This window comes from Halalkalibacter alkalisediminis (assembly GCF_028610705.1).
Lineage (GTDB): Bacteria > Bacillota > Bacilli > Bacillales > Bacillaceae_D > Halalkalibacter > Halalkalibacter alkalisediminis.
Genome location: NZ_JAQQWT010000031.1, coordinates 1 through 20,699, shown reverse-complemented (window position 1 = coordinate 20,699; position 20,699 = coordinate 1). Strand labels below are relative to the sequence as shown.

The 20,699-nt window shown below is 37.7% G+C and carries 16 protein-coding genes; 13 read left to right on the top strand and 3 right to left on the bottom strand.

Annotation, left to right across the window (positions count from 1 at the left end; genetic code table 11):
* The first annotated feature begins 4 nt into the window (after window positions 1–4).
* The 5 genes from moaA (at window position 5) to moaD (ending at window position 3,564) form a co-directional block, all read left to right on the top strand.
* Entirely contained in the window at window positions 5–1,015 is a 1,011-nt protein-coding gene (gene moaA / locus PQ474_RS21750) for a GTP 3',8-cyclase MoaA (protein ID WP_273847702.1), read from the top strand.
* A 73-nt stretch (window positions 1,016–1,088) separates the two neighbouring features.
* The gene (locus PQ474_RS21745) at window positions 1,089–2,378 is read left to right on the top strand and encodes a molybdopterin molybdotransferase MoeA (RefSeq protein ID WP_273847701.1); all 1,290 of its coding nucleotides are present in this window, start codon (window positions 1,089–1,091) and stop codon (window positions 2,376–2,378) included.
* Window positions 2,348–2,881 (top strand): molybdopterin-guanine dinucleotide biosynthesis protein B, encoded by a 534-nt coding sequence (mobB, locus tag PQ474_RS21740; RefSeq protein ID WP_273847700.1) that lies wholly within the window; start codon window positions 2,348–2,350, stop codon window positions 2,879–2,881. The genes PQ474_RS21745 and mobB overlap by 31 nt, the downstream gene beginning before the upstream one ends.
* Window positions 2,862–3,338 carry a molybdenum cofactor biosynthesis protein MoaE gene (locus PQ474_RS21735; protein ID WP_273847699.1) on the top strand — a complete coding sequence of 159 codons (477 nt, stop codon included), beginning with the start codon at window positions 2,862–2,864 and terminating at the stop codon, window positions 3,336–3,338. The genes mobB and PQ474_RS21735 overlap by 20 nt, the downstream gene beginning before the upstream one ends.
* Complete coding sequence (gene moaD, locus PQ474_RS21730) at window positions 3,331–3,564, top strand: molybdopterin converting factor subunit 1 (protein ID WP_273847698.1); 234 nt, start codon at window positions 3,331–3,333, stop codon at window positions 3,562–3,564. The genes PQ474_RS21735 and moaD overlap by 8 nt, the downstream gene beginning before the upstream one ends.
* 90 nt (window positions 3,565–3,654) lie before the next feature.
* On the opposite strand, the gene PQ474_RS21725 is transcribed toward moaD, so the two are convergent.
* Window positions 3,655–3,885, bottom strand: a complete 231-nt coding sequence (locus tag PQ474_RS21725; protein WP_273847697.1) for a hypothetical protein — start codon at window positions 3,883–3,885, stop codon at window positions 3,655–3,657.
* Window positions 3,886–3,901: 16 nt separating this feature from the next.
* Window positions 3,902–4,693 (bottom strand): formate dehydrogenase accessory sulfurtransferase FdhD, encoded by a 792-nt coding sequence (gene fdhD, locus PQ474_RS21720; RefSeq protein WP_273847696.1) that lies wholly within the window; start codon window positions 4,691–4,693, stop codon window positions 3,902–3,904.
* A gap of 462 nt (window positions 4,694–5,155) precedes the next feature.
* Between fdhD and PQ474_RS21715 the strand changes: the two genes are divergently transcribed.
* From PQ474_RS21715 to PQ474_RS21680, 8 genes are all read left to right on the top strand, one after another.
* Entirely contained in the window at window positions 5,156–6,421 is a 1,266-nt protein-coding gene (locus PQ474_RS21715; RefSeq protein WP_273847695.1) for an L-lactate MFS transporter, read from the top strand.
* 115 nt (window positions 6,422–6,536) lie between these two features.
* Window positions 6,537–6,902, top strand: coding sequence for a Na-translocating system protein MpsC family protein (locus PQ474_RS21710; protein WP_273847694.1), 366 nt, complete (start codon window positions 6,537–6,539; stop codon window positions 6,900–6,902).
* A 193-nt stretch (window positions 6,903–7,095) separates the two neighbouring features.
* Window positions 7,096–9,456 (top strand): FdhF/YdeP family oxidoreductase, encoded by a 2,361-nt coding sequence (locus tag PQ474_RS21705; protein WP_273847693.1) that lies wholly within the window; start codon window positions 7,096–7,098, stop codon window positions 9,454–9,456.
* Between the two features lie 555 nt (window positions 9,457–10,011).
* A complete protein-coding gene (locus PQ474_RS21700) occupies window positions 10,012–13,296 on the top strand; it encodes a pullulanase (protein WP_273847692.1) in 3,285 nt (1,094 codons plus the stop codon).
* Between the two features lie 337 nt (window positions 13,297–13,633).
* The gene (locus tag PQ474_RS21695; protein ID WP_273847691.1) at window positions 13,634–14,191 is read left to right on the top strand and encodes a glycerol-3-phosphate responsive antiterminator; all 558 of its coding nucleotides are present in this window, start codon (window positions 13,634–13,636) and stop codon (window positions 14,189–14,191) included.
* Window positions 14,192–14,447: 256 nt separating this feature from the next.
* Entirely contained in the window at window positions 14,448–15,290 is an 843-nt protein-coding gene (locus PQ474_RS21690) for an MIP/aquaporin family protein (protein ID WP_273847690.1), read from the top strand.
* An 11-nt stretch (window positions 15,291–15,301) separates the two neighbouring features.
* Complete coding sequence (gene glpK / locus PQ474_RS21685; protein ID WP_273847689.1) at window positions 15,302–16,795, top strand: glycerol kinase GlpK; 1,494 nt, start codon at window positions 15,302–15,304, stop codon at window positions 16,793–16,795.
* A 160-nt stretch (window positions 16,796–16,955) separates the two neighbouring features.
* Window positions 16,956–18,629, top strand: a complete 1,674-nt coding sequence (locus PQ474_RS21680; RefSeq protein WP_390187727.1) for a glycerol-3-phosphate dehydrogenase/oxidase — start codon at window positions 16,956–16,958, stop codon at window positions 18,627–18,629.
* 961 nt (window positions 18,630–19,590) lie between these two features.
* Here PQ474_RS21680 and PQ474_RS21675 read toward each other — a convergent pair.
* A complete protein-coding gene (locus PQ474_RS21675; protein ID WP_273847688.1) occupies window positions 19,591–20,487 on the bottom strand; it encodes a hypothetical protein in 897 nt (298 codons plus the stop codon).
* Between the last annotated feature and the right edge of the window lie 212 nt (window positions 20,488–20,699).

The following is a 20,699-nucleotide window of genomic DNA, read 5'->3' as shown; positions in this document are numbered from 1 at the left end:
GGAAATGAAAGATCTAAGTGATAAGTACTTGCGACCATTACAAGATTTACGTATATCGATAATGGACAAGTGCAATTTCCGTTGTTCCTATTGCATGCCTGCAGATGTATTCGGCGAGGACTATGTGTTCATGAGAGAAGAAGAGCTCCTTTCTTTTGATGAAATTGAAAGGTTAGCTAAACATTTTACAAGCTTAGGAGTTAAAAAGATCCGTCTAACGGGTGGGGAACCATTGCTACGGAAAGATGTCCCTCACCTGATCAAGCGTTTAGCGTCCATAAAAGGGATTGAAGATATTGGCTTGACTACCAATGGTGTGTACTTAGTAAAGCAAGCGAAGGCGTTAAAAGAAGCGGGACTTATAAGAGTGAATGTCAGCCTAGATGCGTTAGATACTGCGATTTTTCAGAAGATGAATGGAAGAAATGTCACATCTGCTGTTGTATTAAAAGGAATTAACGCTGCTTTGTCTGCAGGTTTAGAAGTGAAGATTAATATGGTTGTGAGAAAAAATGTAAACGACGGAGAAGTTGTCAAATTAGCTTCTTATTGTAAGGAAAAAAACATTACGCTACGTTTTATCGAATTTATGGATGTCGGCCAGACGAATGGTTGGGATTTCTCTCAAGTGATAACGAAGCGTGAACTTTTAGAAAAGGTTTCTGAGCTTGGTCCTCTAGAGGAAGTAGAGAAAGACTATCTTGGTGAGGTGGCCACTAGATATAGATATAAGGGAACAGACACTGAAATTGGAATCATTTCATCGGTTTCGGATACATTTTGTGGAAATTGTACAAGAGCACGAATATCCGCTGATGGAAAGGTATATACATGCTTGTTTGCTGAGGACGGCTTTGATTTAAGAGCTTTGATTCGTTCAGGAGCATCTGACGCACAAATTAAACAGAAGATTACACAAATCTGGAGCAATCGAACGGATAAATATTCAGAAGAACGAACAGAAGAAACGGTGAAAAATAGAAGGAAAATTGAAATGTCTTATATAGGTGGGTAGATTAATGCAAGGGTAAAGCCCTTGCATTATTCCTAGTTCCCCCTAAAAATACATAATAAGAGGAGTGCGTCTAATGGTAGAAAAGCGAAAACCTATACCGGTTGAGGAAGCTATTTCAAGAGTGATGAAATACAAGACGATAGCGGATAAAGAGGTCATTACGATTGAGGAATCATTTGGGAGGTTTTTAGCAGAAGACTTAATTGCCTCACATGATGTTCCGGCATTTAACCGTTCTCCATATGATGGTTTTGCGATTCGAGCTGAAGATACAAAAGAAGCATCAGCGAATCATCCTGTGCGTTTTGAAGTAGTAGGAGAAATTGGAGCAGGATATGTATTTGAAGAAGAAGTGATGCCGTTTCAAGCCGTTAGAATTATGACAGGTGCCCAAATCCCACAAGGCTGCGATGCTGTTGTGATGCTCGAACTTGTGAAGGAACTTGAAGGACAAGAGCGTCCTGCCATTTTAATCAAACGCTTGTTTAAAAAAGGAGACAACATTTCCTACCAAGGTGAAGACACGGAAAAAGGCACGGTTTTAGTGAAAAAAGGCACGCAGATTAATCCAGGAATTGTTGCTTTGCTTGCTACGTTTGGGTATTCAAAAGTATCAGTTGCAAAAAGGCCAGTGATTGGAGTGATTGCAACAGGCACGGAACTGCTAAATGTGGACGAGCCCCTTGCTCCTGGTAAGATACGTAACAGTAATGCTTATATGATCATGGCTCAAATAGATAGAGCAGGTGGGCAAGCCAAGTATTATGGGAAGTTAAATGATGACTTTGAAGCGTGTCTTACTGCAACGAAACAAGCTCTTTCAGAAGTAGATATGTTAATCACAACAGGTGGCGTGTCAGTTGGCGATTATGATTATGTTCCCGTTATTTTAAAAGAATTAGGCGCAGAAGTTCTTTTTAACAAAGTAGCAATGAGACCTGGAAGTGTAACGACGGTTGCGAATTTAGGTGAAAAGATGATTTATGGTCTTTCTGGAAATCCATCTGCTTGTTATGTTGGTTTTGAGTTATTTGTTAGACCTGTGCTACGCCAAGCTTTGTTTAATAACTTTCCACATCTTCGAAAGACAAAAGCGACACTTGGTGTCGATTTCACAAAACCAAATCCATTTATGAGATTAGTTAGGTCCAGAGTGGATTACGTAGATGGTCAATTAGTTGCTTCTCCTTCAGGAGTTGATAAATCGGGAATTGTTAGCTCTCTAGGTGGTGCGGATTGTTTAATGTTATTGCCAGGTGGAACGCGAGGCTATGAAAAAGGAATGGATATTGATATCCTCTTGTTAGAAGATACTCAAGGAAGTGAGTGGCCGTGGAGCAATATAGTCGCATCTTACAAGTAGTAGGTTATCAAAACAGTGGCAAATCTACCTTAATGGAAAAAGTAATAAAAGCAAGCTCAGATTTAGGTTGGCAGGTAGCTTCAATCAAACACCATGGTCACCATACTGCTCAAAAAAGAGAAGGTCTGTTAAAAGATAGTGAAAGACATGAAGCGGCTGGTGCCTTTATGACGGCTGTTGAAGGCGGAGGCTCTTTACAAATTCACATAAAAAATCAACAATGGACTTTGCCCAAGTTGGTGCGGTTATACGAGGGCTTTTCTCCAGATGTGATTTTAGTGGAAGGGTTTAAAAAAGAGCATTATCCTAAAGTCGTTTTACTAAGAGGAGAAGAGGATCTAGTCCTTTTAGAAGAGGTCGATCAAATTGTTTGCGCCATTACGTGGAAACCTTTAATCATTGATTCCTTAGACTTTCCAATCTATAATTTAACTGAATCTGATATTTATCTTGAATATATATTACAGAAATTGAGTGATGACTATGGATCAAGATCTATTTGAAATAAAAGAGACTCCCCTGTCTATGGATGAACTAGTTGCTAAAGTGATTCGTAGAGATTGCGGAGCGATAGCTACTTTTATCGGAACGGTTAGAGAACTGACACATGGAAAACGGACGCTAAAATTGGAGTATCAAGCGTATAAACCAATGGCCATTAAAATGCTCGAGCAGATCGGAAAAGAAGTAGAAGGTAAGTGGCCAGGCGCAAAAATTGCCATTACCCACCGCATAGGCATGTTAGACATTTCAGACATTGCTGTCATTATTGCTGTCTCTACGCCACACCGAAAAGCTGCTTATGAAGCGAATGAGTATGCGATGGAGCGTATCAAGCAAATAGTGCCAATTTGGAAAAAAGAGTTTTGGGAGGATGGAACCAAGTGGATCGGTGATCAGCTTGAAAAGACCTCTTATCCAAAAGGTGCACCAGAGATAGGAGGTCAGACTCATGATTAAAATTCTGTTATTTGCAGAGCTTCAGGAACAAGCTGGGGTTGACGAGATAAAAGTTGAGAAAGCTGGTCTAACAGTAAGTGAGCTAAAAAACTGGCTGTTAGAAGAGTACAAGCTAACAGCGCTTGCTCAAACGATGATTGCGATAAATGAATCCTATGCGAGTGAGACAGATCTCTTAAAAGATGGCGATACGATTGCTTTTATTCCTCCAGTAAGTGGAGGGTGAATGTTGAAAAATCCTCTAACCAAGTTGGAAGGCCACTGAAAAAGGTATGTTTTACACCTTTTTCAGTGCCAAAAGCTTAGAGGACTTTTTTTATGATCCAAGCAATTTTGTTAATTTCACATTGCGAGATTTTTGTTCTTCAGAGTTTGCTAGATCATATTTTTTTAAAAGGTGAAAAAGCTCATTTAGTTCCAATTGTGTGCGTGTCGTTTCAAGAAATTGTTTAGATCGTCTGTAAAGATTACGTGGGAGAACATCTTGTTGAGACACTAGCTTACTTCTAACATCTTCTACTGGATGATCAATTTTACATGGACTCATAAAAATATCGCTCCTTCTAATTTAAAATAATTCGTTCAGGGTGAGAGTATATATTAAAAGACCCGCCTCTTATAAAACCAACCGCAGTGATATTTAAATCCTCTGCTAAGTTGATGGCTAGATCTGTTGGTGCGGATTTAGATAGGACAATGCCGACACCAATTTTAGCGGCTTTTGTTAAAATTTCGGATGAGATCCGACCACTAAAAACAAGAATCTTATCCCTAACAGAAATGCCATTTAAAAGAGAGTACCCATATAACTTGTCTAGTGCATTGTGTCTTCCGATATCAGAACGGCTTACAATAAGCTCTTGCGGTGAACAAAGAGCTGCGTTATGAACGCCGCCTGTATTCTTAAAAACAAGGCTATCATCTTGCATCTTTTTTATTAATTCTATGCATTGACTGCCCGTTAATTTTGTTTTAACCATTGATGTTTTTGCCGTTCGAACGTCATTTTGAAAGTAAAACTGTCTGCTTTTTCCACAACATGAACCTATGAATCGTTTAGAGAAGTATTGTTGGTTCTTTACTTCCTTTGAATGCAGTTCCACATAAGCAAAACCGCGATCGGTATCAACTGACATGTTTTTAATTTCTTTCTTAAAATGAATGACACCTTCAGAAGCTAAAAAGCCAATTACCATTTCATCAAGATTTCTTGGACTACAAACCATTGTAGCAAATTCTTCATCGTTTATATAAACAGTTAAAGGGAATTCAATGACAATCTCATCGTCAATCTCGGTAAATTGATCTTGATTAAATCTATAGATCGATTTAGTAATACTTAATGGCTCATTCATAAATATCCCCCTTCCTACTCTAATGAATAACATATAATCATAGATTTTGGATAGTGACAAGTCTATTGTGTATACTTTTCTAACTTATGACGTAAGAGAAAAGTTGCTTAAAATGATCTGAAAAGATAGCAATGACAAGGTTTGTCCACTTACACTTTAGCTCAGAAAAGTGAGAAAATTATCTAAATCAACAACCTCTATAAAAATATTGAAAAACGAAAGAAAACAAGTTATGATTTAAATGTATTCATAAATTTGTAACATTTAAGATGTGAGATAGCGAACCTGTCGTCAATTTTATCTGTTACATAGTTATTGTAAGCGATTTCTATTGGTTGATAGTAGCGTAACCTGCTTAAAACTAATCGTCGCACTTTTTTGGGATAAGTATACTTTTTAGTATATGATCTTCCTCAAGAGAGTAGCGTCGATTTTTTTGCGTTTAGAAAAGGGAGTGGAAAAATGGGAGAGACAGTAAAGAAAACAAAAAATCGTTGGTTAATTGCATTAGCGGCTGTAGGAATTCATATTTCAATAGGCTCTGTCTATGCATGGAGTGTTTTTACAAACCCATTGATGCAAGAGTATGGATGGGAACTAAGTTCAGTATCGTTCACATTTAGTATTGCTATTTTATTTCTAGGACTTTCTGCAGCATTTATGGGTCATTTCGTAGAAAAACATGGTCCTCGTAAATCTGGTTTAGTATCGGCCACTTTCTTTGGTATTGGATTATTAGGGGCTGGCTTTGCCACTTCAATTGAATCACTTACGTTATTATACCTAACCTATGGGGTCTTAGGTGGTATTGGACTCGGTGTTGGTTATATTACACCTGTCTCAACATTAATCAAATGGTTCCCTGACCGCCGAGGGCTTGCTACAGGACTTGCGATTATGGGCTTTGGTTTCTCTGCGATGATTGCTAGTCCGATCATGGCTAACCTAATTAATTCAGTTGGAATTCCGAATACATTTTACACGTTAGGAATCATTTATTTCATTATCATGTTATGTTCTGCTCTATACTTAGAGAGACCACCAGCTGGTTATATGCAAGATGTTCAAGCAACAGGCAAAAAGGTTGCTGCTGATTTATCACAGTTAACAGCAAATGAAGCGGTTAAGACTAGACGTTTCTGGTATTTATGGATCATGCTCTTTATTAATGTAACTTGTGGAATTGCCATTTTATCTGTAGCATCACCTATGGCTCAAGAGATCGCAGGGCTTTCAGCAGCGGCGGCGGCAACGATGGTCGGAATTATGGGAGTGTTTAACGGTTTAGGTCGTATCGGTTGGGCTTCTATTTCTGATTATATGGGACGTCCGAACGTATATACAGCTTTCTTTGGGCTACAAATTGCATCATTCTTTTTACTTCCAAGTATCACACACGCCATTATGTTCCAAGCTGTGTTATTCCTTATCCTCACTTGTTATGGTGGTGGATTTGCATCCATTCCAGCTTATATCGGCGACTTATTTGGAACCAAGCAATTAGGGGCCATTCATGGATACATCTTAACAGCATGGGCAGCGGCAGGTTTAGCAGGTCCAATTATTGCAGCGTGGGTACGTGAAACAACAAATAGCTATGCAGGAACTTTATATATATTCGGGTTTATGTTTATCGCGGCTTTAATCGTTTCATTAGTCATTCGCATTGATATTAAACAATTAAAGGAAGCTAACAAAGGTAAAGAAGCAAAGGATTTAGTTAGTTAAGTTTCCTCTAACTTCTTTCTTAGATGTAAATCAAACATGCTTCAACTATCGGAGCCATTGCATTACATTATTTGTTTGATACACTAAAAGTAATAAGAAGAAGTGAGGGTAAAAAATGAACAAATATGAAGCTGAATTTAGTAACCTCGTTCGCTCATTTCGGAAAAAACATATGGGCAAAGGACCGAGTAAGGTGAGTACAACATTTTGTAAAAATTGGGCCATATGCGAAATGGAAGGGAATCTTTCTCCAGTTGAGAAGTTTATTGCATCAGCTGATGAAGGCAAGCAAATGCTAAGAGCCGCTCGAACAGAAATGGTCAAAGACATGTATCGAAAAAATCCTCCTGCTGAAATGGAACAATTTTTACAATGTAAGTTTTTAGATCTGTTTGTCGATATTGATCTCGATCGTGATTTCGGAATGTCAATCTTCGTATTTGATGAAGACATTGAAGAGAAGTTTTCACAGAAAAAATAATTGGTTCTGGCACTTAGTAGCGCTCCTGCAAAAGACTAAACCACCGTTTGACCTCTTACTTAACTTGTTTTGGGGTGAACGGTGGTTTTTTTATAGAGAGTTCTAGCGTAACTTCTTTTTTTGAACAATCCCGAACATGCTTGAACCTATCCATTCATAAACATTCAATAAGATGAAATAAGGAGTGACACAAATGGGAAAAACAAAACACACTGGACCGATTAAATTACCTAGTATGCCGGCTCCCGAACTTTGGGCAAGTAAAGTTCCTTTTGGTTTAGGTAAAGTAAAACCAAAGCATATTCGAGAAACGATGAAGGTCGTTTGGAATAATAAAGATAATTTAAACTACGCCAAAAACATCATTACAAAAGGTGTTTGTGATGGCTGTGCATTAGGGGTAGCTGGCTTATATGATCAAACACTAGCAGGACCTCATGTTTGTACAACTCGCTTGAATGTATTGCGCCTTAATACGATGCCAGCAATGAAAGAGGAAATTGTTCACGCCGATATTGATGAGCTTCGTCAATATACAAGCGCGGAGCTTCGTGAATTAGGCCGTGTTCCTTACCCACTTATCCGTAGACCAGGTGAACGTCGATTCTCTCGTATAGAATGGGATGAAGCGATGGACATGATCGCCAATAAAATGAAGAAACTGGATCCGAAAAACTATGGCTTCTTTTTAACTTCAAGAGGAATCACGAATGAATCCTATTATGTTGCAGCAAAAGTAGCTAGATTTTTAGGAACAAATAATATTGATAATGCGTCGAGAATTTGTCACTCCCCATCTAAAACAGCGCTAAAGCGCTCGGTTGGGATTGGAGCATCGAGCTGTAACTACAAAGACTGGATCGGTTCTGATGTCATTGTATTCTGGGGTTCAGTTGCAGCAAATAACCAACCAGTCTCAACAAAATACATGTATGCCGCTAAGCGTAAAGGGACAAAGATCGTTTGTATCAACCCATACCGCGAGCCATCAATGGAAAAATATTGGATTCCTTCCGTTGGAGAATCTGCATTATTTGGTACGAAACTAGCAGATGATTTCTATCAAGTTAATATTGGTGGAGACATTGCCTTTATGCACGGAATTATGAAACATTGGTTTGAAATGGAAGAGATCAAACCAGGTTCAGCTGTCGATCATCACTTTGTAAAAGAACATGTTAACGGCTATGAAGAGGTAAAAGTGAAAGTACAAGAACAATCTTGGGATGCCATCGTTGAGTCAGCAGGTGTTACGAAAGAAAGAATTGGTGAATTAGCCGAGTTATTAGCTCACAGTAAATCAGGCGTATTTGTTTGGTCATTAGGACTGACGATGCATACATTCGCTTCTGATAATATCTCCCAAGTAGCCAATTTAGCTTTACTCCGAGGCTTCTTAGGTCGTGAACACTGTGGAGTTATGCCAATTCGCGGACATTCTAGTGTTCAAGGAAGTGGAGAAATGGGAGCAGACCCATTTGTGCTTCCTGGTGGAGATTTTGAGCCTACGAACATTGAGAGAATCGAAAAGATTTGGAACTTCGAAGTGCCTAAATGGCAAGGTGACGTATTAGGAGTTTCGCTTGAGAACTGTTTGTTACCTGATGATCATGAGCGGAAAATTAAAATGTACTACTTATCTGGAGGTAATTTCCTAGAAACAATGCCAGATCCTACTTTCGTAGAGAAAGCTTTATCAGAGCTTGAGATTCGCGTTCACCAAGATATTATCTTCAATACGTCAACTTTAGTAGATGCGAAAGAAGCGGTAATCGTTTTACCTGCAAAAACACGTTATGAACAAGATGGTGGCGGAACTTCAACATCGACAGAACGGATGGTTTACTTCTCGCCAACGATCGAGGGCAATAAGCAAATGGTAGAAGAAGCTCGTTCTGAATGGAAAATTTACTTGGATCTCGCAAAACGAGTGAAGCCTGATGAAGCTCATTTAGTTGATTTTAAAGATGGGCAAGCCATTCGCGAAGAAATGGCAGTGGCCAATCCGAACTACGACGGTGTCCAACATCTAAAGAAACAAGGAGACGTTTTCCAATGGGGTGGAGCTTGGTTATGTGAAGATGGGATTTGTCCTACACCAGATGGTAAAGGAAATCTGATTCCAGTTGACATTCCAGATCTAAATAAAGTCGCTGGGGACTTCTACGTAACAACAAGACGTGGTAAGCAATTTAACTCAATGGTTTACAGTGAGCATGATCCATTTAACGAAGCGGATCGCTATGATGTTCTAATGAATGAAGAAGATGCAAAAAATTTAAGCATTGCAGAGCGAGAGTTAGTTGTCGTCTACAATCAACATGGTGTCTTTACAGGAAAAGCTCGTTTCGTGGATATTGCTAAAGGAAATCTAGAAGTCCACTTCCCAGAAGGAAACTTCCTACTTCCAAAAGGTGTTTATGAGAAATTAGCGAAAATTCCAAGTTATAACGTTGCGGTTAAAGTAGAAAAGGCAGAACGTTTTAATGCCCGTAAGGATACACAGTATTTAGAAAAACGCATTGATGATTTAGAGATGTCAGCAGAAGGATAAATGGAACTCTTTTTTAAAGGAAAGAAGCCAGTGAGTGCCGGTTTAAAATCGGTGAACACTGGCTCTTTATTTTTACTAATTTTTAACTGGTTTGGGGCCTGACCTTGTTGAACTGATAAAAACTAAAATTCGCTAAAAACAATACTACGAAAGAGTACACTATCGATTATGATTGGTTAAAAGAATATTTGTAATTTTTTATGAAAACGGTTGCGCAAATTCAAATTTTTAATTAGACTATTATGTAAGCGCTTTAATTTAAACGTAATAGAAGAAAAGCGATGAACGATAAGAGTTTTTCATAAATCTTTAAGTTTGAAATAAGTTCTTATATGTAATTTATCTTAGGACAAAGTGACAATTCCTTTTATTAGCGCAATGTACCCTTTAGTAAGTTGAAAATTACATATCGTATAAATATTTGCAGGCAACCAAAAGAATAGAAGCAAAGCATGATGGACCACAGCTATTGGGTTTAGACTCAGTAAATAAGGAAAGCGGTTGCCTACAAAAATAAAATATTTTATTAAAAAATCGAAAAGGAGCTAGGAAACAATGAGGAGAAAATTGAATAAGGTTGTAGTTGTAATGATGATTTTTTTAATGTTATTTTCTTTAAGTGATTTTCCAATTTCTAACCCTGTAGCAGCAGAACCTCAAACAGGGCAACAAATAGGGGCTAATGATATTGGAGAAAATACATTACGGATACACTATCAAAGAGATGATCATATCTTTAACAACTGGGGTTTATGGTTTTGGGAAGATGTAGCATCACCTTCAGAAAATTGGCCAACAGGTGGCATCTCTTTTTCAGAAGAGCAAGTAACGAATTACGGTGCTTATATTGATATTGACTTAAAAGAGAATGCTAAAAAGGTAGGATTTCTTGTTTTAAATACGATTAATGGTGATAAAGAAGGTGGAGACAAAGAAATTGAACTCTTCTCTTCAAATCTCAATGAAGTATGGATTAAACAAGGATCAGATGAAGTATTCCTTTTTGAACCGGTAAATCTTTCAGATAACATGGTGAGAATCCACTATGAAAGAGCTGATCAAAGTTATAAGAAATGGGGTCTTTGGATGTGGAAGGATGTAGCAGTTTCTTCAGAAGAAACTGGGGGTTGGCCAACCGGAGCTACCGCTTTTTCGGATGATCAAGTGGGCAGCCATGGTGCTTATGTAGATGTAGAATTAAAAGAGGATGCAAAAGAGATGGGATTTCTTGTAGTTAATCGAGAAAACGGTGATATAAAAGACGGTGAAGATAAAGGATTTTCCATGCTTAATGAATATAACCAATTGTTTATTAAAGAAGGAGATGACGTAGTTTACACGAATCCTTATGGTCAGGTGCCAGTGTGGATGACTTCAGGGGAACTATTGTCAGAAACTAAGATTCAAATTACTTTTTCTAATACGGCTAATTTATCAGAAGCGGATTTAACTGAAGAAATAACCATAAAAGACAAAGACGGTAATGATGTATCCTTTGAAACGGTAGTCGTGATAAATGATAGAAAAGTGACGATTAACGGGTATTTTAATGCAGAGCTGGCGCCTTTTAGTGTAAGTTATGGAGAGCAATCGGTGACCGTCGGTTCTGGTTGGAGATTGATTGACGAGATGTACGGTTATGATGGCAACTTAGGAGCAACCTTACATAATGACGGAACAGCAACATTAAAATTATGGTCGCCTAAGGCAGAAAGCGTGTCTGTTATTCTGTACGACAAAGAAGAACAATCTAAGGTTATCAGAAATGATATTGAAATGACAAAAAGAGATCGTGGTGTTTGGGAAGTCATTCTTAACGAAAAAAATACAGGCTTGACTAGTTTGAAAAATTATGTGTATCACTATGAAATAGAACATAATGGTGAGAAGAAGCTAGCCCTTGACCCATATGCAAAATCTATGGCTGCGTGGAGTAATTTAGGAAATGATCCTATTGGAAAAGCAGCTATTGTAGATCCTTCTTTGATTGGCCCAGAGCTGAGTTTTGCAAAAATTGATGGATTTGAAAAAAGAGAAGATGCGATTATTTATGAGGTTCATGTGAGAGATTTTACATCTGATCCAAGCATTGAAGCAGAGCTTACCGCTCAATTTGGAACATTTAAAGCATTTATTGATAAACTTGATTATATTCAAGATTTAGGCGTTACTCACGTGCAGCTATTACCTATAATGAGTTATTTCTGGGGGGATGAGTGGGCTAATGCTGAGAGAATGCTAGAGTATGCTTCTACAGGGACTAATTTCAATTGGGGCTATGATCCACATAGTTACTTCTCTCTAACAGGGATGTACTCAGAAAATCCCAATGATCCAGAATTAAGAATTAATGAGTTCAAAATGCTAGTAGATGCGATTCATAGTCGTGGTATGGGTGTGGTACTTGATGTAGTGTATAATCATACAGCAAAGGTAGAAATCTTTGAGGATCTTGTACCAAATTATTACCACTTCATGGATGCCGACGGGACTGCAAGAACAAGCTTTGGCGGTGGACGTTTAGGAACAACGCATGAGATGGCTAGAAGAATACTTGTTGATTCAATTACGTATTGGGTAGACGAGTTTAAAGTGGATGGCTTCCGTTTTGACATGATGGGTGATCATGATGCAGAAAGCATTCAAATTGCTTACGATAAAGCAAAAGAGTTGAATCCAAACATCATTATGATTGGTGAAGGATGGAGAACGTTTGTAGGCGATGAAGGCGAAGGAGACATCATGCCAGCTGACCAGGATTGGATGCAACATACAGAAAGTGTAGGAGTTTTCTCAGATGAATTTAGAAATGAACTAAAATCAGGCTTTGGTAGTGAAGGGCAGCCAAGGTTTATCACTGGAGGAGCAAGAAATATCCAACAAATTTTTGACAACATTAAGGCACAACCTCATAATTTTGTCGCAACAGACCCTGGTGATGTCGTTCAATATATCGCCGCTCATGATAATCTAACCCTTCATGATGTCATTGCACAATCTATTAAGAAAGACCCTGAGTTTCATCAAGAGGAAATTCATCAAAGAATTAGAATTGGTAATGCGATGGTTTTAACGGCTCAAGGAAAGGCTTTTATTCATGCTGGACAAGAATTTGGGCGTACAAAACAGTTTAGAGCCGATACAGAAAAGGCTCCATATAAATCGACGTATGTAGAAGACGCAGATGGAAAACCATTCACATATCCATATTTTATTCATGACTCTTATGACTCTACAGATGCTATTAACATGATTGATTGGACAAGAGCTACAAATGCAGAATTGTACTCAATCAATAATAGAACAAGAGAGTATACAACAGGTCTTATTAAATTAAGAAAGTCTACTGATGCATTTAGGTTGGGAACAAAAGAGCTTATTGACTCCAATGTCACTTTAATAGAGGCAGAGGAAATCAATGATCAAGATTTAGTGATTGGTTATCGAAATGAAGCAACAAATGGTGATGCCTATTATGTATTTATTAATGCGGATACGGTAGAAAGAACCCTAACGCTAAATACAGATTTAACGGATGGCGCTGTGGTAGTAGACAGTGATGAAGCTGGAATTAGTGAGGTAACTGACAGATCAGGTTTTACATTAACAGCAGATAGTATCCAAATTGACCCTTTAACTACAGTTGTCGTAAAAATGGCTTCAATAAAAGAGGATGATGAAAATCCGTTAACACCGGTAGAACCAAACGACCCAGAAGAATCTGATGAAACAAAACCTGCCCACCCTGTTGACAGGATAAAAGATAAAGGGAAAGTTGAAAAAGAAGTAAAAAATAGGATAAAACAAAAGAGAAAGAAAAAGAAAAAGAAAATAAGATAGATAAAGATGGGGAGAAGCTTTCTAGACAGCGACCAATTATTACACGTTGCTATTAGTCGGATCCTTATTACTGATTGTTGGAACCATTCTATATGTGGTTTTACGTAGAAGACATATGTTAATGAAGGAGTAGTAATTATATAGATAGGAGTCTCTTAGTTAAGAGCTCCTTTATTTTTTTGAAAAGCGTTGAGAAAGAGACAAGTTTTTAATATTAAAAAAACATAAAAATCATAAATCAGCATTCTGGAGGCACAAATAAATCTAGGCTGACTTTTGACAGAAACTCTAAGAGTTGGTTTAATTAGCAAAAGAGAATTATGAAGGAGTTGATAGTGTGCCACAACATCATTTCATAGATCAACGTATTTTTCCCGCTGCGCGTTCTTTAAAAGAGTTTGAAAAATTACTTAGAACAAAATTCGAGGTCATCATTCTATTAAATAGTCATGTCAGTCAATTGAAAAGCTTGATTGAGATGGCAAATAGAGCAGGTAAGAAAGTTTTTTTGCATGCCGATCTTGTTCAAGGGTTAAAAACAGATGAATATGCTGCTCAATTTTTATGTCAGGATATAAAGCCGGCTGGTATTATTTCAACTAGAAAGAATGTCGTGTTAACGGCAAAAAAGAACTCTATTATTGCTGTTCAACGACTTTTTTTATTAGATTCAATCGCATTAGAATCCAGTTACAAATTATTAGAAACAACCAAGCCAGACTACATAGAAGTGTTGCCGGGAGTTATGCCTCATATTATTACAGAGGTTTATGAACGGACTGGAATTCCGATCATAGCAGGGGGACTTATTAGAGAAAAACAAGAAGTGATCAATGCCCTAGATGCAGGAGCAATTGGAGTAACGACCTCTAGGAAGGAACTATGGGATCTGTAAACTTCTAAAAGGCAATAAGGAGTCTATCTTCATTTGTGCTTTATGATAACCATCAATACGAGCTGAAAAAAACTGATTTTTAATCTAGTCTACTGAAAAACAAAAAAACATTGACAGCGTTTTCAGTGCATGATTTAATAGAAAACAAGTTAATAATTTGTGACGGAGATTTGGAGACGAGCAATTTCACCCTATTATTCTATTAGGATGATTCTGCTTGTCTCCTTTTTTGTTGCAGCAAAGAGGAGGAATTTGCATGCTGCCTTTTATGGGTGAATTGGTTGGAACGATGATCTTAATTATTTTTGGTGGGGGAGTTGTTGCTGGTAGTGTTTTAAAAAAGTCGAGTTCTGAACAAGGCGGATGGATTGTTATTACGTTTGGGTGGGGACTCGGTTTGTCAGCTGCCATCTATGCAGTGGGTCAAATAAGTGGAGCCCATTTAAACCCTGCTGTCACGATTGGTTTTGCGTTAATTGGTGAATTCGCTTGGACAAGTGTTGTTCCGTATATAGTCGCACAATTGATGGGGGCATTTATTGGTGCAACGTTGGTTTGGTTGCATTATTATCCACATTGGAAGGAAACCCATGATCAAGGAGCGAAATTAGCTGTATTTGCTACCTCACCTTCTATTAAACATAGACCGTCTAATTTTTATAGTGAAGTGTTCGGTACATTTATCCTAGTATTTGGTTTATTAGCGATAGGGGCCAATCAATTTACAGAAGGATTAAATCCTTTAATTGTTGGATTGTTTATTGTCGTTATTGGGATGTCATTAGGTGGAACAACTGGATATGCGATTAATCCAGCACGTGATTTAGGGCCAAGAATTGCTCATTTTCTATTGCCAATTGCGGGAAAAGGTGATTCAGGTTGGAAGTATGCATGGGTTCCAGTTGTAGGTCCGACCATTGGTGGGGGATTAGGAGCAACGATTTATGCCGCTCTTTTTGAAGGAATTATTTATTCAGCTTTATGGATTTTTATCATCGCATTTGTTGTAACATTGTATATATGTACAAGGTATGAGAAGCGGTTACAAGGGAAACTAGAACAGTCTCATAAGGTAGTGGCTCAGGTAACTCAAAATTAGGGGGAATCGAAATGGAGAAAAAATATATTCTAGCACTAGATCAAGGGACAACAAGCTCGCGAGCGATTTTATTTGATCAACATGGAAAAATCGTTGGGGTTGAACAAAAAGAAATCGAACAAATTTATCCTAAGCCAGGTTGGGTAGAGCATAATGCTAATGAGATTTGGGCATCTATTCTTGCTGTTATTTCAGGCGTAATGCTAAAGACAAATGTCGATCAAAAAGAAATAGCAGGTATTGGGATAACCAACCAACGTGAAACGGCAGTTGTGTGGGATAAGCACACAGGAAAACCGGTCTACAATGCTATTGTGTGGCAATCTAGGCAGACAGCTGATATCTGTGAAGAATTAAAAGATCAAGGCTACACTAAAATGGTTCGAGACAAAACAGGGTTATTAATTGATGCGTATTTTTCTGGCACAAAGGTTAAGTGGATTCTTGATCATGTGGAGGGTGCGAGAGAAAAAGCGGAGCAAGGTGATCTTCTATTTGGAACCGTTGACACTTGGTTGATCTGGAAGCTTTCAGGTGGAAAAGCTCACGTTACTGATTATTCAAATGCTTCAAGAACGCTTATGTACAACATTTATGATTTAAAATGGGATGATGAATTACTTAAGATGCTTGATGTACCTAAGCAGATGCTACCAGAAGTTAGACCTTCGTCTGAAATTTATGCCACAACCGTTGATTATCACTTTTTTGGGCAAAACGTTCCAATTGCTGGTGCAGCCGGAGACCAGCAAGCTGCTTTATTTGGGCAGGCTTGTTTTGAAGAGGGAATGGCTAAGAACACATATGGAACAGGCTGCTTTATGTTAATGAACACAGGAGATAAAGCGGTGAAGTCAGAGCATGGTTTGTTAACAACATTGGCATGGGGAATTGATGGAAAAGTAGAATATGCTTTAGAAGGAAGTATCTTTGTTGCCGGTTCGGCCATCCAGTGGTTACGAGATGGTTTGAGGATGCTAAAGTCGGCAAAAGATTCGGAGCAATACGCAAAAAGAGTGACTTCAACAGAGGGTGTTTATGTTGTTCCAGCATTTGTCGGTCTTGGAACACCTTATTGGGATAGTGATGTAAGAGGTGCTGTGTTTGGTCTAACTCGTGGAACGGAAAAAGAGCATTTTATTAGAGCAACACTTGAGTCATTGGCTTATCAAACAAAAGATGTGTTAACTGCTATGGAAGCGGATTCGGGTATTTCGGTGAAAACACTTCGAGTGGATGGAGGGGCCGTTGCTAATAATTTTCTTATGCAATTTCAAAGTGATTTGCTCGGAGTGCCAGTAGAACGGCCTCAAGTGCAAGAAACTACGGCGCTTGGTGCGGCTTATTTAGCGGGACTCGCAGTTGGTTTTTGGAGCGATAAAATGGAGATCAAGCAGCAATGGGCTGTTGATCGACGTTTTGAAGCAAGCATGGTGAAAGAGGAACAGAAGTCCCTGTATAATGGTTGGAAAAAAGCTGTGAAGGCTGCCCAAATCTTTAAATAGGTCTTGTAATCTTTTATAATTAAGATATACTTTAAAGTAAGTTAATAATTTGGTCGGAGATTTGGAGAAGACCACAACACTCTTTTTAACAATAATGTTATTAAGTGCTGTTGTGGTCTTCTTTTTTTTCTCACTTAAACCTTTTAAAGGGGAGATAAAAATGGGGAAATTTTCAAGTTGTGATCGACAAGTAAGATTAGAGGAAATGAGTAAGAATACATTAGATTTACTTGTCATTGGGGGGGGGATTACAGGTGCTGGCATTGCTCTTGATGCTCAAGTTAGAGGGATAGAAACAGGTTTAATTGAAATGCAAGATTTTGCCGCAGGTACCTCAAGTCGGTCCACGAAACTTGTTCATGGAGGACTGCGCTACTTAAAACAATTTGAAGTGAAACTGGTAGCTGAAGTGGGGAAAGAACGAGCCATTGTCTATGAAAATGCCCCTCATGTTACCACACCAGAATGGATGCTGCTTCCGCTAATTAAAGGAGGAACGTTCGGGAAGTTCACTACTTCAATCGGCTTAAAGGTATATGATTTTCTTGCTGGTGTTCGCAAACATGAACGTAGACGAATGTTGAATCAGAAGGATGTTTCAAAGAAAGAACCCTTGATTAGAAGGAACGGATTAAAAGGTGGCGGCATTTATGTAGAATACCGGACAGATGATGCTAGGCTAACCCTTGAAGTATTAAAAGAAGCGGTCGCAAGAGGAGCAAAAGCTACCAATTACACGAAGGCGGAAGGGTTTATCTATAAAAAAGGAAAGGTCGTAGCCGTTAAAGTGAAAGATCTCCTATCAGGAAAAACGTATGAGATCTATGCCAAAAACATTGTAAATGCCGCAGGACCTTGGGTAGATACGCTTCGTGAACAAGATGGATCTAAACAAGGAAAGTATCTTTACCTGACAAAAGGGGTTCATCTTGTCGTCGACCAAAGTCGCTTTCCTTTAAAGCAAGCTGTCTACTTTGATACCGAGAAAGACGGTCGGATGATTTTTGCCATCCCACGCGATGGAAAGACTTACGTAGGGACAACCGATACGTTTTATAAGGAAGATATTATTCATCCAAGAATGACAACCGCAGATCGAGATTATCTTATTGACGCGGTTAATTATATGTTTCCTACGGTAAAGTTAACGGCTAGTGATATCGAATCTAGTTGGACTGGATTGAGACCGCTTATTCATGAAGAAGGAAAGAGTGCCTCGGAAATTTCAAGAAGAGATGAGATATTCTTTTCAGATACGGGTCTCATTTCCATAGCCGGTGGAAAGTTAACAGGCTATCGAAAAATGGCTGAACGAGTGGTTGATTTTGTTGCAAAAGATTTAAAAAATGAAAAAAAATGTACAACGGATCGAATTCCGTTATCAGGTGGGAACGTTAATGGTTCTTTGAACTATGAAGCATTTGTTCAAGAAAAAATTAATGAGGGAATAGATCTAGCGCTTTCTAAAGAAGAGGCAGAACGTGTAGTGAGGTTATACGGATCGAATGTTGAACACGTTTTTCATCTCATGCGTACGAATAAGAAAGAGGCTGAACAACATCAGTTACCGGTCCTACTGTTAGCGCAGTTGCAATACGGGATGGAAGAAGAGATGGTTGCTACCCCAGCGGATTTCTTTAACCGCCGTACAGGAGCGCTCTATTTCAACATTGCTTGGGTTAATAAATGGCAGGGCGCAGTGACTAATTATATGGCGAAAAAATGCCAATGGTCTAGGGAAGAAAAAGAACGCCATATGAGGGACTTAAAAAACGAACTTCATTTTGCTCAAGCTCCAGTTGATGAGGAAGGCGATCAAAGTAAGGTAGGGTAATTCGTCTTGGACGCTTGAGACGTTTGATAGCTCCTATTTAAATTTTACGATAAAAAATGAAATTGTTGATAGTTTAATTAGACATGTTCGATTTTTACGTTGATAAATTCATTGAAAATCGGTGGAAATTAAGACGCTTTTGAACAAAAAAGTTGTTATTTCTTAAAAATCATATTTTATCTAATTGAAATAGGATGGAACGGTGCAGAAATGGTGCAGTTTCATCCTATTTTTAACTCATATTACAAATCTGTTATGAAAATATGCGTCAAGGCGAAAATATGCTTCAAATGAGGGGGGATGCATCAGGTGTGGATTTAAAATAAAGTCACGAAGTTTATAAAAAAGATGCGATGTTTATAAAAAAGTTACGATGTTTTACCCCTTTGGATTTTTGTCTAAAGGGGTGTTTTTATGGCTAAAAGAAAAAGAACATCTGAATAAAAGATGGATTAAGGAACTATTTAGTGACATAGACTTATTCCGTTAAAGGGCCAGATTGTTAAGGAACGATTATGTTTAAATTTATTATAGAGATTTTGAAGTTTTTCACTTCAACTAACGAGCAGGTACTTCAAACGTTTCTGTAATAAGAACAGCGTCCCTTTTTTATGAAAAGGGCTATTTAATGGAATAAGGATTTTTAATAAAATTGGATATTCATGCTGAATTGGTGTAAAAAAGGACTATTCGTAGTGCTTGTAGAAATTAATAAAGAACATCAAAACATTAAGGAGAAAACCGTTTCAAAAATAAAAAACGACATAATTTTATGTCGTTTGATAGTGTTACTTTTTCTGGAATTTAATAAATTCTAAGTACATTAATGGAAAAGTTACTAGGATCATGATGACAAAGCCTATTATGACATTTAATAGCTCTTTATCTTTAGTTATATACTGGGATACAAAATAAAAAACTACACTAATTATTATAAAATATATTAAATATCTTAAATATTTCATTGTGTTATATCTATCCATCCGTTATTTTTATACCAATCTTTTGAGTCTATAAATTTAGCAACAGCTACACCGATATCAGCATAATCTAATGCAACGTAAACAGCTGTCCCAATAACTGATGCTACAGCAACTCCTCTAACAGTTTGGATTTTAAGTTTCTTAGCCTGGGCTGTTACAACTCTTGATAATGTTTCTGAAGCTGCCTTTTTTCCTTTCTTTTTGATATAGCTTTTAACCGCACTTATACCTCCGCCGACTATACCACCAATTGCCACATTAAAAACAGAACCGGCTAAGTAAACACCTACCCTTACTTTCCCTTTGTTTTTATTAGAAGCATAAACTTTATCAGACCCTAGAAATGATTTTTTAGCAAAAGAGACTAAAGCTATTTCTTCAGATTCTATTTTTTCAACATATTTTTCTTCTAATACCTCTTGTGTAGCCTCTAAATCATTAAATGTTTCTGAGTCACCATCAAAAATACTAATAAGAGCCTCTTCTAACAATTCCGTTTCTGTAGTGCCAGAAATAGCAACTGCTTCTTCAATGATTTGAAGAAATTCTTTTTTCTCTTCTTCATTCATTGTGGATATGTCTAAATCATTTACAGCATCCTCAAAATCAAAATCTTCAGCAAGTATCTCTTCATTAAAATCCTCGGCATCATGATGTACAGCTACGCCTAATTCTTCAAGCTCATCAACATTTAATTCATCTAGATCTTCGAACATTAAATGTTCTAAGGATGATTGGTCCTCAAAAAATTCATCTTCAAAATTTACTGGTGAATTAGAACTGTCAGCAAAAGTTGAAAATGACCCTCCAATTGAAGAAAATAAAAAGATAAAAACTGTAAGAATAATTGTTATCGACATAAATCTTTTTCTCATAGTAACCCTCCCTTAGATAAAAAAATTATATATTATAGATTACTATATTTACAATATTTATTTTTTTATCTTTATTTTTCTATTTTTAAAAGACTAAATACCTAATATGCTACAAGGTGGAGTTACGCTATTTCTGGTTCTGGTGCAAAAACCACTCGCTAGAAACATAGAGTGTCAGTTTCCTTTAAAATGCTAGCTTATGAAGCTAACCC